At 72.4% G+C, this 14,572-nt stretch carries 17 protein-coding genes and 1 pseudogene; 9 read left to right on the top strand and 9 right to left on the bottom strand.

All coding sequences use genetic code 11. The annotated features are described in order from the left end of the window. The first annotated feature begins 9 nt into the window (after window positions 1–9). Entirely contained in the window at window positions 10–1,320 is a 1,311-nt protein-coding gene (locus tag BT364_RS00315; RefSeq protein ID WP_072483004.1) for a hypothetical protein, read from the top strand. A 42-nt stretch (window positions 1,321–1,362) separates the two neighbouring features. Here the strand turns inward: BT364_RS00315 and BT364_RS00310 are convergent, their stop codons facing one another. Both BT364_RS00310 and BT364_RS00305 read right to left on the bottom strand, forming a co-directional pair. Continuing rightward, window positions 1,363–1,776, bottom strand: coding sequence for a VOC family protein (locus BT364_RS00310; protein ID WP_072483003.1), 414 nt, complete (start codon window positions 1,774–1,776; stop codon window positions 1,363–1,365). A 102-nt stretch (window positions 1,777–1,878) separates the two neighbouring features. Then, window positions 1,879–2,279, bottom strand: a pseudogene (locus BT364_RS00305) (neutral zinc metallopeptidase). 276 nt (window positions 2,280–2,555) lie between these two features. On the opposite strand from BT364_RS00305, the gene BT364_RS00300 reads away from it, so the two are divergent. The 3 genes from BT364_RS00300 (at window position 2,556) to BT364_RS00290 (ending at window position 5,659) form a co-directional block, all read left to right on the top strand. Beyond that, the gene (locus tag BT364_RS00300; protein ID WP_072483001.1) at window positions 2,556–4,154 is read left to right on the top strand and encodes an ABC-F family ATP-binding cassette domain-containing protein; all 1,599 of its coding nucleotides are present in this window, start codon (window positions 2,556–2,558) and stop codon (window positions 4,152–4,154) included. 342 nt (window positions 4,155–4,496) lie between these two features. After that, a complete protein-coding gene (locus tag BT364_RS00295; protein WP_018518904.1) occupies window positions 4,497–4,718 on the top strand; it encodes a helix-turn-helix domain-containing protein in 222 nt (73 codons plus the stop codon). A 149-nt stretch (window positions 4,719–4,867) separates the two neighbouring features. Next, window positions 4,868–5,659 (top strand): enoyl-CoA hydratase/isomerase family protein, encoded by a 792-nt coding sequence (locus BT364_RS00290; protein WP_072483000.1) that lies wholly within the window; start codon window positions 4,868–4,870, stop codon window positions 5,657–5,659. A gap of 49 nt (window positions 5,660–5,708) precedes the next feature. Here the strand turns inward: BT364_RS00290 and BT364_RS00285 are convergent, their stop codons facing one another. Further along, window positions 5,709–6,404, bottom strand: a complete 696-nt coding sequence (locus BT364_RS00285) for a hypothetical protein (RefSeq protein ID WP_072482999.1) — start codon at window positions 6,402–6,404, stop codon at window positions 5,709–5,711. A 92-nt stretch (window positions 6,405–6,496) separates the two neighbouring features. Here BT364_RS00285 and BT364_RS00280 point away from each other — a divergent pair, with 92 nt between their 5' ends. From BT364_RS00280 to amaP, 5 genes are read left to right on the top strand one after another with little or no spacing between them, the layout of a single operon-like run. Further along, entirely contained in the window at window positions 6,497–6,970 is a 474-nt protein-coding gene (locus tag BT364_RS00280) for an Asp23/Gls24 family envelope stress response protein (protein WP_072483651.1), read from the top strand. Between the two features lie 32 nt (window positions 6,971–7,002). Then, window positions 7,003–7,194 carry a hypothetical protein gene (locus BT364_RS00275; protein WP_072482998.1) on the top strand — a complete coding sequence of 64 codons (192 nt, stop codon included), beginning with the start codon at window positions 7,003–7,005 and terminating at the stop codon, window positions 7,192–7,194. Next, entirely contained in the window at window positions 7,191–7,553 is a 363-nt protein-coding gene (locus BT364_RS00270; RefSeq protein ID WP_072482997.1) for an Asp23/Gls24 family envelope stress response protein, read from the top strand. The genes BT364_RS00275 and BT364_RS00270 overlap by 4 nt, the downstream gene beginning before the upstream one ends. Beyond that, the gene (locus BT364_RS00265; RefSeq protein WP_072482996.1) at window positions 7,550–8,266 is read left to right on the top strand and encodes a DUF6286 domain-containing protein; all 717 of its coding nucleotides are present in this window, start codon (window positions 7,550–7,552) and stop codon (window positions 8,264–8,266) included. The genes BT364_RS00270 and BT364_RS00265 overlap by 4 nt, the downstream gene beginning before the upstream one ends. 5 nt (window positions 8,267–8,271) lie before the next feature. Then, window positions 8,272–8,850 (top strand): alkaline shock response membrane anchor protein AmaP, encoded by a 579-nt coding sequence (amaP, locus tag BT364_RS00260; protein ID WP_371267852.1) that lies wholly within the window; start codon window positions 8,272–8,274, stop codon window positions 8,848–8,850. A gap of 48 nt (window positions 8,851–8,898) precedes the next feature. Here amaP and BT364_RS00255 read toward each other — a convergent pair whose 3' ends face one another. The 6 genes from BT364_RS00255 to BT364_RS00230 all read right to left on the bottom strand — a co-directional run bounded on the left by BT364_RS00255 (window position 8,899) and on the right by BT364_RS00230 (window position 14,449). Beyond that, window positions 8,899–9,654 (bottom strand): SDR family oxidoreductase, encoded by a 756-nt coding sequence (locus BT364_RS00255; protein WP_072482994.1) that lies wholly within the window; start codon window positions 9,652–9,654, stop codon window positions 8,899–8,901. 5 nt (window positions 9,655–9,659) lie between these two features. Continuing rightward, a complete protein-coding gene (locus tag BT364_RS00250; RefSeq protein ID WP_072482993.1) occupies window positions 9,660–11,459 on the bottom strand; it encodes a glycoside hydrolase family 15 protein in 1,800 nt (599 codons plus the stop codon). Window positions 11,460–11,557: 98 nt separating this feature from the next. Further along, a complete protein-coding gene (locus tag BT364_RS00245; RefSeq protein ID WP_072482992.1) occupies window positions 11,558–12,382 on the bottom strand; it encodes an SURF1 family cytochrome oxidase biogenesis protein in 825 nt (274 codons plus the stop codon). 70 nt (window positions 12,383–12,452) lie between these two features. Further along, entirely contained in the window at window positions 12,453–12,686 is a 234-nt protein-coding gene (locus BT364_RS00240) for a hypothetical protein (RefSeq protein ID WP_072482991.1), read from the bottom strand. A 63-nt stretch (window positions 12,687–12,749) separates the two neighbouring features. Continuing rightward, window positions 12,750–13,748, bottom strand: a complete 999-nt coding sequence (locus BT364_RS00235) for a DEDDh family exonuclease (RefSeq protein ID WP_072482990.1) — start codon at window positions 13,746–13,748, stop codon at window positions 12,750–12,752. A 29-nt stretch (window positions 13,749–13,777) separates the two neighbouring features. Beyond that, a complete protein-coding gene (locus BT364_RS00230; protein ID WP_072482989.1) occupies window positions 13,778–14,449 on the bottom strand; it encodes a TetR/AcrR family transcriptional regulator in 672 nt (223 codons plus the stop codon). Window positions 14,450–14,572 lie beyond the last annotated feature (123 nt).

The raw sequence follows: 14,572 nt of genomic DNA, 5'->3' as shown, positions 1-14,572 counted from the left end.
CGCAAGGCCGTGACCACCCGGCGCACCAGGCCGGCCCCCCGCCCTCCGGAGGGCACTCCGCCCCGGTCGGAACTGGCCCGCCAGGCCAGGACGGCCCTCGCCGACGCCGTACGGATCGCCCGCTGGGCAGCCGACGGCGCGATCCCCGGCGCACCACCGCTCGCCGCCCAGGCCCTCCAACGGGCCGCGACAGCTCTGGAATTGTCCCCGGCCCAGGTGCGCTCCGGCTGGGACCGGGCCAGGCTCGCCGGCCTCGTGGAACTGCACGGCGACACCGCGCGCCCCGGCTGGCGGCTGCGCGCCTGGGACCGCGACGACTCCGCCGTGCTCCGCGGCTGGGTGGCGCTCTTCGACGCCTGGTCGCTCGTCCACCCGGCTCCCGCGGACATCGAGTCCACCGCGGTCGCCGAGACCGTCGAGGCCGTGCCGCAGGTCCTCTCCCTCCTCCAGCTCTCGGCGGGCCCGGTCACCGTGCCCGCTCTGCTGGACCTGCTCGGCCAGCGCGTCGCGGAGCTCCGCGAGGAGCGCTGCGAAGTGCCCTACGGCCCCCAGCCGCTGCCCGCACCGGCCGAATCCGCACCCGCCCCGCACCCCGCCGCCCTGGTGGCGCTGCTGCTGGACTGGGCCCTGGAGGGGCTGGCCGCCGTCGGCGCGCTCACCCTCGGCGCCGGACACGCCACCCTCACCCCGCTCGGCAACTGGGCGGTCTGGGTCAAGCTGGAACAGATCTGCGTCGCGGCCCAGAGCCCGGCCGGGAACATCGAGCAGTCCGCCGCGGACATGCTGCTCGGCTGTGCCCGGCTCACCCCCGGCCCGGCCCGCGACGAATACCGGGCCTGGCTGGCCGCCCGCCCCGTCGGCAGCGCCGTCGCCGAACTCCTCGCCGTCGCCCGCGGCGAGGACGCGCTCCTGCGGGGGCTCGCCTTCGAGGCGCTCCGGGTCGTCGGCGCCCCCGCCGAGCCCGAGGTGCGCTCCGTCGTCGCCGACCCCTCGCTGCGCCCCTACGCGCTGCTCTGGCTGGCCGAGTGCGACGGAGCCGACCCCGAGGACGCCCAGGACGTCCTCAGCCGGGAGGAGGCCACCTGGCTCTGGGTCGACACCGCGGCGGCCGTCGCCGACCACGGCGAGACCGGGCTGCTGGTCCGCCATCTCGACTCGGCCGTCCAGGGCACGGTGCCCGCCCTGCTGGACGAGGTACGGGCCGTGGGCCACCCGCGCACCGTGCAGGTGCTGGTGGCCCTGGCCGCCGCGCACCCGGACCCCGCGCTGGCCAAGGCGGTGCGCCGGGCCGCGTTCCAGGTGCACACCGGCGGCGCCTGACACCCCGTGCCGGACGGGCCCCGCCCCGGGCCCGTCCGGCCGTCAGTCCGCCGATCCCGGTGCGTACGTACCGAAGCTCCACACATTGCCCTCGGCGTCCCGTGCCATGTAGTCGCGCGAGCCGTAGTCCTGATCGGTGGGCGGCATCAGGATCTCGACCCCGTGCTCCACGGCTCTGGCATGGTGCGCGTCGACCTCGTCGACCACGACGTAGACCCCGGCGGGACCGGCGTCCCGCATCGCCTTGGCGAAGACGCCGTCGCGACCCTTGGAGCCCAGCATCACCCTGCCGTTGCCGCAGGACAGCTCGGCGTGGAGCACCTGGCCGCCCTCGCCCTCGTACACCGCTTCCTCGGTGAAGCCGAGGCCCTCCGTCAGCGTCCTGATCGCGGCCTTCGCGTCGTCGTACAGAATCGTCGGATAGATCGTCGGAACGCCGGCCGGTGCGCCTGCCATGGCGCTCACCCCTTTTCGTACTCCCGTGACCCGCTGCTGTGATCTGCGTCTCAGTCTTCCATCGGTCACTGACAACGGCCCGGCACGGCTCCGGGCCCGGGGTCAGCGGAAGGTGTCGCAGTCGGCCATGTCGCCGCTGCGGAAGCCGGTGGTGAACCACTGCCGGCGCTGCGCGGCCGAGCCGTGCGTCCAGGACTCCGGCGTGACCCGGCCCTGGAACTTCTCCGGGATCCGGTCGTCGCCGACCGCGGCCGCAGCGTCGAGCCCGTCCCGGATGTCCGCGGTCCGGCAGGACTGCTCCACCTGTGCCGCCGACGACGCGGTCGCCGTCGTGTCCGGGCCGCCGGACGAGAGGCCGAGCTGATCGGGGCCGACGCCGAAGAGCAGTCCCAGGATCAGCGCGACGATGCCGCCGCCCACGGTGGCCCTGCCGCCCGGATCCGGCTGCCGCGCACATCCTGGACCTCGGACGTGTCCAGGTCGGCGTCGTCGTCGAACTGCATGGGTCACCACCCTCCACTCCGGCCGCGGTGGTCTCACCACCTCCGCATCTCCGCCGAGTATCAGCCGGTTCAAACCGCTATGGCCTTTTTGGTTGCGCGGTGGAGTGGGGCGGCGACGCGTGGCGACCGTCCGGCGAGTGCCTTGGACGCACGCGGAAAAGCAGTTGCACACCGCCAGTAGAATGGCCCGCATGGCAATTCTCCTTGTGCATTAGCGGCGTCGAGACACCTCCGCCCTCGTCCCGTCAGCCGTCCAACCGCCCTGGAGTTTTTCCCGTGATCACCGCTTCCGGCATCGAGCTGCGTGCCGGCGCCCGCATCCTCATCGAGTCCGCCTCCTTCCGTATCGCCAAGGGCGACCGCATCGGCCTCGTCGGCCGCAACGGAGCGGGCAAGACCACGCTCACCAAGTGCCTGGCGGGCGAGGGGAGCCCCGTCGGCGGCGCCATCACCCGCTCCGGCGAGGTGGGCTACCTCCCGCAGGACCCGCGCACCGGCGACCTCGACGTGCTGGCCCGTGACCGCATCCTCTCCGCTCGCGGTCTCGACGAGATCCTGCGCAAGATGCGGGAGAACGAGGAGCGGATGGCGACCGGCAAGGGCGCCACCCGCGAGAAGGCGATGAAGAAGTACGAGCGCCTGGAGACGGAGTTCCTCACCAAGGGCGGATACGCCGCCGAGGCCGAGGCCGCCACCATCGCCGCCGCGCTCAGCCTGCCCGACCGGGTGCTCGGCCAGCCGCTCCATACGCTCTCCGGCGGCCAGCGCCGCCGCGTCGAGCTGGCCCGGATCCTCTTCTCGGACGCCGACATCCTGCTGCTCGACGAGCCGACCAACCACCTCGACGCCGACTCGATCGTCTGGCTGCGCGACTACCTCAAGACCTACCGCGGCGGCTTCATCGTGATCTCCCACGATGAAGAGCTCGTCAAGACGGTCGTCAACAAGGTCTTCTACCTCGACGCCAACCGCGCGCAGATCGACATCTACAACATGGGCTGGAAGCTCTACCAGCAGCAGCGCGAGGCCGACGAGAAGCGCCGCAAGCGCGAGCGGCAGAACGCCGAGAAGAAGGCCGCGGCCCTCAACTCGCAGGCCGACAAGATGCGCGCGAAGGCCACCAAGACCGTTGCCGCCCAGAACATGGCCAAGCGCGCCGAGCGGCTGCTCTCCGGCCTGGAGGCCGTCCGGGTCTCCGACAAGGTCGCCAAGCTCCGCTTCCCCGAGCCCTCGCCGTGCGGCAAGACCCCCCTGATGGCGGAGGGCCTGTCCAAGTCCTACGGCTCGCTCGAAATCTTCACCGATGTGGACCTCGCCATCGACAAGGGCTCCCGGGTCGTCATCCTCGGCCTCAACGGCGCGGGCAAGACCACGCTGCTGCGGCTCCTCGGCGGTGCCGAGAAGCCCGACACCGGCCAGGTGATCGAGGGCCACGGCCTCAAGCTCGGCTACTACGCCCAGGAGCACGAGACCCTCGACCCGGACCGCTCCGTCCTGGAGAACATGCGCTCCGCGGCGCCCGACCTCGATCTCGTCGAGGTCCGCAAGACGCTGGGCTCCTTCCTCTTCTCCGGCGACGACGTCGACAAGCCCGCCGGCGTCCTCTCCGGCGGTGAGAAGACCCGTCTCGCGCTGGCGACCCTGGTCGTCTCCTCCGCCAACGTGCTGCTCCTGGACGAGCCGACGAACAACCTCGACCCGGCCAGCCGCGAGGAGATCCTCGGCGCGCTGCGCACGTACAAGGGCGCCGTCGTCCTCGTCACCCACGACGAGGGAGCGGTCGAGGCACTCCAGCCGGAGCGCATCATCCTGCTGCCGGACGGTGTCGAGGACCTGTGGGGCGCGGACTACCAGGATCTGGTCGCGCTGGCCTGATCCCGCCCCGCTGTCCGGCTGATCCACTCCGTCTGGATCATTCGGCCTACGCGTGATCCATCATCTGCGTGAGTACGTCTCGTACCCCGGCGCGGCGCCCGGCAGATACCTGCCGGGCGCACCCATTTGGGGGTCGCGATCCCCGTGCGGCCCTGACCTGCCGGTTCTTCCCGGGCCCTGTCCCACCTGCCGTCAAGGCCCTGCGGAATGCGGAATTCCGGTCGTGTGACCCCCTTCTCCGGCCGGGAATCGGGTTGCACGGACCTTGCCGAATGGGTGGCCAGGAAGCCTTCGAGGGGTGATCATGAGAGTCCAGAGCGCACTTCCCATGAGGAGGCACGGGTGGCCGAGACTCTGAAGAAGGGCAGCCGGGTTACCGGCGCCGCGCGCGACAAGCTCGCGGCAGACCTGAAGAAGAAGTACGACTCCGGTGCGAGCATCCGGGCGTTGGCCGAAGAGACCGGCCGCTCCTACGGATTCGTCCACCGGATGCTCAGTGAGTCCGGAGTCACGCTGCGGGGACGCGGCGGAGCGACACGGGGCAAGAAGGCCGCCACGGCCTGACGCCCCAGGCGGTCGGGGCAGGCCGTCCGGCCCGTCCCGGGGCTCACCGGTTTCGGCGGTGGCCACCCGGTCGGCAGTGATGTCGACCGGGTGGTTACTGTTCAGTCACTTAGCTCTGCTTGCTGACTGAACCGATCCGGAGGCGCCCCATGACCTCGCTCGACTCTGTGCTCGACAAGGACGGCGTACGACTCACCGTCGACGACGCGGTCGCCACGGTGACCCTCACCAATCCGGCCAAGCGCAACGCCCAGTCCCCCGCTCTCTGGCGGGCGTTGACGGAGGCCGGACGGGCACTGCCCGGAAGCGTGCGGGTCGTCGTGCTCCACGGCGAGGGCAAGTCCTTCTCCGCGGGTCTCGACCGGCAGGCGTTCACCCCCGAGGGGTTCGACGGCGAGCCGTCCTTCCTCGACATGGCGCGTGGCTCGGAGGCCGAGCTCGACGCGACCATCGCCGAGTACCAGGAGGCGTTCACCTGGTGGCGCCGCAACGACATCATGTCGATCGCGGCCGTCCAGGGGCATGCGATCGGTGCCGGCTTCCAGCTCGCCCTCGCCTGCGATCTGCGGATCGTCGCCGAGGACGTGCAGTTCGCCATGCGCGAGACCAGCCTCGGTCTGGTGCCCGACCTCACCGGCACGCACCCCCTGGTGAACCTGGTGGGGTACGCCCGCGCCCTCGAAATCTGCGCCACGGGCCGCTTCGTGCATGCCGAGGAGGCCGAGCGCACCGGTCTGGCCAATCTAGTCGTGCCCGCCGGTGAGCTGGACGCCGCGGCGCGCGATCTGGCCGGCGCGCTGCTGGCTGCCCCGCGCGACGCCGTCGTGGAGACCAAGGCGCTGCTGAGCGGTGCCGTCTCCCGTGGTTACGAGGAGCAGCGCGTCGCCGAACGCGCCGCGCAGGGCCGCCGGCTGCGCGATCTGGCGGGGATCACCGACTGAGCGCCCGTTCCCCGACAGCGGGCGGGCCCGGCCCGGGCCCGCCCCACGCTCAGCCCCGCTCCACCACCGCGGTGACCAGCACCGTGACCGAGGGGTGCCCCTCCACCGCGTCCGCCACGGCGCCCCGCACCGCACGGGCCACGTCGAGCGCCCGGTGGCCCGGGTCCGTCGCCAGCTCGACCCGCACATGGTCCGGGCCCGCATGCACCGCACGACCCAGCACCCGGGTCAGCGTCACCACCCCCGGAACACCCGCCGCCGCGGTCCCCACCGCCCCCTCCGCCGCGGCCGCGCGCACCTCCATCGGGGCGGGAGCCGGTCGTTCGGGCGGCGCGTCCAGCAGCTCCGTCACCCGGACGTCCACCGCGGCGACCACCAGGCCGAGCCGCTCTCCGGCCGCCGTCAGCAGCGCCGAGCGCAGCGCGTCGGCCGCGACGGGCAGCGGCCGGCCGGACACGGCCGACATCGTCGCCTCGATCCGCAGCGGCCCCGGCGGCAACGCGCTCGGCGGCGGCTCCACCTCCGCGTCCGGTGCCCCGTCCGGATCGGCCACCGAGATCCTGAGCCCCCCGAGCACGGGGCCGGACCCTGCCACCGCGCCCCGCAGCACCGCGACCGCGGCGCGCTCCGAGATCCAGGCCCCGTCCGCCGGACCGCCCAGCGGAAGCAGCCGGCCGAGGCCGAGCCGTTGCCGTACCGCCGCTGTCCATCCGTCCGCACCGCGTGGGCCGTCAGCCGTCGTCATGTCCCCAGCCTGCCGCATCCACGGCGCGAGACGGGGCAAGCACGCCTAATGTGGGCAAAGAGGTCCAACCTGCCCTGAAGGGAAGAATGGCGATGACCGACACCACGCAGCGGAACCGGCCCGAGAGCCCCGACAAGGAATCGAGCACGCTCACCAAGCGCGGCGGGGGAGCCCCCGCCACCCGTGGCCGTACGACCATCGCCGACGGAGTGGTCGAGAAGATCGCGGGGATGGCGGCGCGCGACGTGGTCGGCGTCCATGCGATGGGCAGCGGCTTCTCGCGCACCTTCGGGGCGGTGCGCGACCGGGTACCCGGTGGTGGCAAGTCCGTCACCCGTGGGGTGAAGGCGGAGGTCGGTGAGTCCCAGACCGCTCTCGACCTGGAGATCGTCGTCGACTACGGCGTCTCGATCGCCGATGTCGCCCGTGACGTACGGGAGAACGTGATCGCTGCGGTCGAGCGGATGACCGAACTGGAGGTCGTCGAGGTCAATATCGCGGTGAGCGACGTGAAGCTGCCCGACGAGGCCGATGACGACGACCAGACCGAGCCACGTCTCCACTAGACCTCCGACGCAAGGCAGTTGAGGAGCGCACGATGAGCATGGCTGTGGTAGGCATGGCGGCCGGCATGGCGCTCGCATTCGCCGGGTACTTCGGCGGGTTCGGGGCCTTCCTGCTGGTGGCCGCACTGGGAGCGGTCGGCTTCGTCGCCGGCCGCCTCCTGGAGGGCGACCTGGAACTCGGCGACTTCTTCCGGAGTCGCGAGCGCGGCGACCGACGGCGGTGACGGCGTTGTCGGGGGCGAGCAGCCGGATCGCCGCAGGTGAGCGCGGGGAGACCCGGATCGCCGACCGGGTGGTCGCGAAGATCGCCGCACAGGCGGCGAAGGAGGCGATCGACGAGCCGCCGCAGGAGGGCGCCACACCGCGCGCCACGGTCACGGTGCACCGGGGCACCGCCCGGGTCCGGGTGAGCCTGGAGCTCGGATACCCCTCCGACATCGGCCGCCAGTGCGGCGGGGTGCGTCGGCATGTCGCCGAGCGGGTAAGGGCGTTGGCGGGTATGGAAGTGCCCGAGGTGGCCGTACAGGTCGAGCGCCTGCATCCGACGGGAGCGAGCATCGCGGCACAGGGGAGGATCCGATGACCGAGCCCCACGAACCGGAGCACCGTACGCGAAGACTGCCCGCCACCGGCCCCGTCGAAGCGGCCGGAGAGGGGGAGGCGTCCGCGGCGAAGGGCGATGTGCTCGAACTCGACCGGTCCGCCTCGTCCGCCGCCTACGACCCGGTGCCCGCGCACCGGGAGGGCGGCGGCCGGGCGGGCCGCTTCTGGTCCGCGCGCCGTGTCCCCGCGACGCTCCTCGCCCTCGTGGTCCTCGGCGGCAGCGGACTGCTGCTCTACGACGTGGCGGCGGTGCGGGCCGGCCGCCCCGCGATGCAGTGGCGCCGGACGCTGGCCGACGAGCTCGCCCGGCGCCCGCTGGAGAACGCCTGGCTGCTCGCCGCCGCCGCGCTCGCCGTGGCGATCGGCCTGTGGCTGCTCGTGCTCGCCGCCACCCCCGGCCTCCGCGCCCTGCTGCCGATGCGCCGCGACCGTCCCGGCGTACGGGCCGCCCTCGACCGGTCCGCGGCCGCGCTGGTCCTGCGCGACCGGGCCGTCGAGGTGTCCGGAGTGCAGTCGGTGCGGGTCCGGATGGGCCGGGGCAGGGCGGTGGTGCGCGCGGTCTCGCACTTCCGGGAGCTCGACGACGTACGCGCCGATCTGGACACCGTGCTCGGGACCGGCATCAGGGAACTGGGGCTGGCCAGGCCGCCGAGCCTGTCCGTACATGTCCGCCGGCCCGCGAAGAAGAGGTGAGCCCGTTGCTCAGGACCGTCAACCGGGTACTGCTCGGCCTGGCCGGGCTGGTGCTGATCTGCGGCGGCGGCGCGGTGCTCGCCGCCGGTCTCGGCCTGTCCGTGCCGTCGTGGTGGCCCTGGTACGGCAAGCGCGATGTGCTCATCAGCGAGGCCGACCGGGACCGCTGGCGCGACCAGGGCTGGTGGTGGCCGACGGTCCTCGCCGTCCTCGCCGTCGTGGTCGTCCTCGCCCTGTGGTGGCTGCTGGCCCAGCTGCGCCGCGCCCGGCTCGCCGAGGTGCTGGTGGACAGCGGCGACGGCGAGGGGGCGCTGCTGCGGGGCCGGGCCCTGGAGGGGGTGCTCGCCGACGAGGCGGGGGCGCTGTACGGAGTGGCCCGCGCCCAGGTCGCGCTGACCGGCCGGCGCAGCTCGCCGCAGGCCAGGATCCGCCTGCTGATGGAGCCGCACGCGGCGCCGGACGAGGCGCTCGGCCGCCTCACCGACGAGGCACTGGCCCATGCGCGGGATTCGGCGGGGCTGACCGAGCTGCCGGCCGAGGTACGGCTGAGGGCCGTCAAGCACCGTGCCGAGCGGGTGAGCTGACAGCCGGTCGCCGGACGGGCCGGCCGGCGACCGGGCACGGGCTCCGGTTCAGAAGCCCTGCCGGGAGCCGCCGTCGACCGGCACCATGATGCCCGTCAGATACGAGGCCGCGGGTGAGAGCAGGAACGCCGCGGTCCGGCCGAACTCCTCCGGGGTGCCGTAGCGCCGCAGTGGGATCCGTGCCTCGCTCGCCGCCCGGGCGGCCTCCGCGTCGCCCGAGAGGGCGTCCAGCTCACGCACCCGGTCCGTGTCGATCCGGGCCGGCAGCACGCCCACCACCCGGATCCCGCGCGGACCGAGCTCGTCGGCCAGCGACTTGGCGAAACCGGCCAGGCCGGGGCGGAGCCCGTTGGAGATGGTCAGCCCGGGGATCGGCTCGTACACGGAGCCGGAGAGCACGAAGCCGATCACACCGCCCTCGCCGAGCACGTTCGCCGCGGCCCTGGCGAGACGTACCGCGCCCAGGAACACCGATTCGAAGGCCGACTGCCACTGCTCGTCGGTGTTGTCGGCCAGGAAACCGGGGGCCGGCCCGCCGACGCTGATGAGAATGCCGTCGAGCCGCCCGAACCGCTCGTGCGCCGCGTCCACCAGACGCTGTGCGGACGCGGGGTCGGCGTTGTCGGCGGCGAGGCCGGCGGCGGCCGCCCCCAGTTCGGCGGCGGCCGCCTCGGCGCGCTTCTCGTCCCGGCCCGTGATGATCACCCTCGCGCCGTCGTCGGCGAGCACCCGCGCCGTGGCGTTGCCCAGCCCCCGGGTCGCTCCGGTGACGATGTACACCCGGTCCTTCAGTCCAAGATCCATGGCCCCTATCCTGCCGCGTCGGGTTCCATGGTGTCCTCCCCGGCCAGTGCCATGGCGGTGCTCACGAGGCCGATGTGGCTGAACGCCTGCGGGAAGTTGCCCACCTGGCGGCCGCCGGCGGTGTCGTACTCCTCGGCCAGCAGCCCCACGTCGTTACGGAGCGCCAGAAGCCGTTCGAAGAGATCCCTGGCCTCGTCGGCGCGCCCGGTCAGGACCAGGGCGTCGGCCAGCCAGAACGAGCAGGCCACGAAGGCCCCCTCGCTGCCGGGCAGTCCGTCGATCGAGGCGCCGTCAGTGCTGTAGCGGCGGACCAGGCAGTCGCGGCCCAGCTCGGCCCGGACCGCGTCGATCGTTCCGATCAGCCGGGGATCGTCCGGGGGCAGGAAGCCGGTCCGGGCGATCAGCAGCGTCGCGGCGTCCAGGTTCCGCGAGCCGTAGGACTGTGTGAAGGTGTTCCGCTCGGGGTCGTACCCCTTCTCGCACACCTCCCGGTGCACCGCGTCCCGCATCGTCCGCCACCGGTCGGCGTCGCCGGCCAGCAAGGGGTTGCTCTCCAGGGTGCGTACGGCACGGTCGGCGGCGACCCAGGCCATCACCTTGGAGTGCACGAAGTGGCGGCGCTGGCCGCGGATCTCCCACAGCCCCTCGTCCGGCTCGCGCCAGGTGGACTCCAGGAAGCCGAGCAGGCTGAGCTGCAGACTCCACGCGTGTGGCTTGTCGTCCAGACCTGCCTCGCGCGCGAGGCGCAACGAGTCGATGACCTCCCCGTACACATCGAGCTGCCGCTGGCGGACCGCGGCGTTGCCGATCCGGACCGGGGCGGAGTTCTCGTATCCGCTCAGCCACGGCAGCTCCGCCTCGGGCAGTCTGCGTTCGCCCGCGAGGCCGTACATGATCTGGAGGTCGGCCGGGTCCCCGGCGACCGCCCGCAGCAGCCAGTCCCGCCAGGCGGCGGCCTCCTCCAGGTAGCCGGCCGAGATGAGGGCGCCGAGGGCCAGCGTGGAGTCCCGCAGCCAGCAGAAGCGGTAGTCCCAGTTCCGTACGCCCCCGATCTCCTCCGGCAGCGAGGTGGTGGGCGCCGCCACGATGCCGCCGGTCGGGGCGAAGGTCAGCGCCTTCAGCGTGATCAGCGAGCGGATCACCGCTTCCCGGTAGGGACCCCGGTACCTGCACCGCGAGGACCATTCGGCCCAGTCGGACAGGGTGTTCTCCAGCGCCTCGTGCGGGTCGACCAGATCGGGACGGGGCGAGTGCGAGGGGTGCCAGGTCAGTACGAACGCCACCTTCTCGCCCGCGGAGACGGTGAACGACGAGCAGGTGGAGAACTGCTGGCCCCAGGTCTTGACCGGCGGCTCGCTGCGCAGCCAGGCCGAGTCCGGTCCCGCGACCGCCACCCGGTGCCCCTGCGAGCGGCGCACCCACGGCACGACCGAGCCGAAGTCGAAGCGCAGCCGGATCACGGAGCTCATCTCGACGGTTCCGCTGATGCCCTCGACGATCCGCATGACGTCGGGTTCCCGGTCGCGCTGCGGCATGAAGTCGATGACCTTGACCGTGCCGGTGCGGGTCTCCCAGAACGTCTCCAGGACGAGGGACTCACCCGCGTAGCCGCGCCGGGTGCAGGTCTCCGCGCCCTTCGGGGCGATCCGCCAGTGGCCGTTGTCCTCGTCGCCGAGCAGGGCGGCGAAGCAGGCGCCCGAGTCGAAGCGGGGCAGACAGAGCCAGTCGACAGAACCGTTTCTGCCGATCAGGGCGGCCGTCTGGAGATCGCCGATGAGGGCGTAGTCCTCGATGCGTGGGTTCACGTTCTGCCGTGTTCCCGAACCTGGGCCCCGTTAAGCAATCCCGGACGGCGGGGGTCACCCGGCCGGGACGACCTGCCCCGCATCCGGCGGACACGGCGTCAGGCCGTGGCGGGTTCCGGCGTCTCGGGCTTCTCCGGCTCGGCGGGCTGCTGCTCCCCGGCGGCCTCCTTGGCCGCGGCCTCCACCCGGTCGCGCTTCTCCCTGCGCGCCAGCACCACGTACCCGACCGGGACACCGGCGGCGAAGAGCCACCACTGCACGGCGTACGCCATGTGCGGGCCGATCGAGCTGTCGTCCGGGGCCTCGATCAGTTCCGGGGAGCCGCCGACGGGCTCGGGCGCGGTCTGCTCGATGTAGCCGCCGAGCACCGGCCGGGAGAGCCGCTCGGCCTCCTGGGCGCTGTTGATCAGCATCACCTGGCGGTCCGGCAGGTCCGAGATGTCCTTGATGCCGCTGGTGCTCGTCGTCTCGTCGGCCTTGAGCCGTCCGGTGACGGTCACTTCGCCACGGGGTACGGCCGGCACCTCGGGGAAGGCGCGCTGGCTGTCGGCGGAGGGCACCCAGCCGCGGTTGACCAGGACCGTGCCGCCGCCCTTGAGGTCGAGCGGGATCAGCACATGGACCCCGACCCGGTCGTCGGTGGAGGTCCTGCGGCGTACGACGACCTGGTGCGCGGTGTCGTACGTGCCCGTGGCCGTCACCGTCCGCCAGTAGTCGGAGCGCGGGACCGTATGCCCCGGAGCGGTGAGCGAGGCGACCGGAACCGGCTTCGCCTTGAGATTGCGGGAGATCAGGGAGTTCTGCGCGACCTTGTGCTCATGCCGGTGCAGCTGCCAGAAGCCCAGCTCGACCATCGTGGGAATCAGGACGAGGGCGAGGAGGGCGAGGATCAGCCACTGCCGGGTCAACAGGAAGCGGTACACCCCACGACGGTACAACTGTGTCGTGGGGTGCATCGCGCAGGGGTGGGGGAAGGGGTGCGGCGGCCGCTGCTCAGACTTTGTCGATGATGCCCACCTTCCCCTCGGCGCGGGCGCAGTGACCGCCGCAGAACCAGTGCCCGTCGACCTCGACGCCCTGGCCGATGATCTGGACCCGGCAGTGCTCACAGATGGGCGCCATGCGGTGAATGGCGCAGGAGAAGCAGTCGAAGACGTGTACCGCGCCCTGCGCGTGCACCTCGAAGGACATCCCGTAGTCGTTTCCGCAAACCTCGCAACGTGCCATGCGCCACAGGGTGGGACGCGAGGCGGCGGCGGGCGAGCGGCGGACGGGCGAGTCGCCGCCGGTTCACTCCGATGACGGCGTGGGAACCCGGGCCGACGCGGGGGCCACATCGCGCAGCAGATGGGTGAAGGCGCTCTCGTCCAGGATCGGGGTGCCGAACGACTTGGCCTTGACCGTCTTCGACGTCGCCGCGTCCGGGTCATTGGTGACCAGCAGACTGGTCAGCCGGGACACGCTGGTCGCCACGTGCAGCCCGGCCTCCACGGCCCGGTCCTCCAGCAGCTCGCGATCGACGGAGGTGTCCCCGGAGAACGCCACCCGCATGCCCTGCATGAGAGGTTTGTCCTTCTCGTACCGCCCGGGGTTCGGATACGGGCACGCCGGGCGTTTGCGCGAGGGGCGCCAGCTGTTCTGGCCGTACGAGGGCTGGTAGCCGATCCGCGGTGTGACGGGGGAGTCCGACCACTCGGTCAGCGGCCGGCACTCCAGCAGCGGCAGCCGCATCCCGCCCCGCGCCGCCGCGTGCAGGCTCGGCCGGAACGCCTCGGCCAGCACCCGGGCGTCGTCCAGGGCGTGGTGGGCGCGCTGCTGCACGACGCCGAAGTGCGCGGCCAGCGACTCCAGCTTGTGGTTGGGCAGCGGCAGCCGCAGCTCCTTGGAGAGCGCGATGGTGCACAGCCGCTGTTCCACGGGGGCGACGACCGAGGCCCGTGCGTACTCCCGGGCCAGCATCGACCAGTCGAAGGCCGCGTTGTGCGCGACGAGGACGCGGTCCGCGAGCCGCTCGGAGAGCTGGGCGGCGACCTCCGGGAAGAGCGGGGCGCCTTCGAGGACATCGCTGGTCAGCCCGTGGATCCAGACCGGGCCGGGATCGCGCTCGGGGTTGACGAGGGTGTACCAGTGGTCCTCGACATTGCCCTGGGCGTCCAGGCGGTAGACGGCGGCGGACACTATCCGGTCGTCCCGTGCGAGTCCGGTGGTCTCCACGTCGACGACCGCGTACCCCTGCGGGTAGGCGGTCGGCCACGGTGCTGCGGTCTGGCGGTCGTCGAGCATGGTCACAGAGAATACGGGCCGCGACTGACAGTCTCCTATTCGGCCGCCTCCCGCTGCGTACCGGTTCTGCTGCGCGCCCCCGGCTGCGGGAGGCCTGCCAGCAGTCCTTCCACCAGGGCCCGTACGGAATCCTCGAACAGCCGGTCCGGGTCGGCGGGCCGGGCCAGTGCGCGGGCCAGCGCCGGGTCGTCGTCCGCGGCGGACGCGGTCCACAGATCGCCCTCGCCGGGTGACTGGACGGGGGACCGTTCCCGGTTGCGTTCGACGAGCAGGAAGCCGACGGTCTGGAACTGCACCGCCCGCACCGCTGCCGCCGCCCGTGCCCCGCGCAGCCCCGCGGCGTGCACCTCGTGGACGAGGGCCTGTTGCGCGGGCAGGAACATCCGCTCGGTGAGCCCTCGTTCGTGGACCATCGCGATCAGATGCGGCCTGGCCCGCAGTTGGCGGCGCAGGCCGCGGGCGACGGAGACGATGCGGGCCGCCGGGGTCCGGCCCGCCGGGCGGAGGGTGCCCATCTCCTGCACGGTGCGCTCGACGAGGGCGTCCAGCAGCGATTCACGGTTGCCGACGTGCCAGTAGATCGACGTCACCGCGGTGCCCAGCTCCGCGGCCAGGGCACGCATGGTGAGGGCCTGCGGACCGTGCCGCTTCACCAGGGCGGCGGCCGTGTCCAGGACCTCTTCGCGAGTCAGCGACGATCGCGCCACAGCGCTCCTTGATTCTCGAACTCCGTTACGTGCATGCCTATTTACCCTTCATCGAAGCCGGTGTAACTGTGTTACAGAACCCGGCACGGAGAACCGATTCACGGACGACCGAGAAGGGTGGTA

Source organism: Streptomyces atratus, from assembly GCF_900119365.1.
Classification (GTDB): Bacteria; Actinomycetota; Actinomycetes; order Streptomycetales; family Streptomycetaceae; genus Streptomyces; species Streptomyces atratus_B.
Note: the sequence above shows the minus strand (reverse complement) of the source record. Positions and strands in the feature narration are given on the sequence as shown.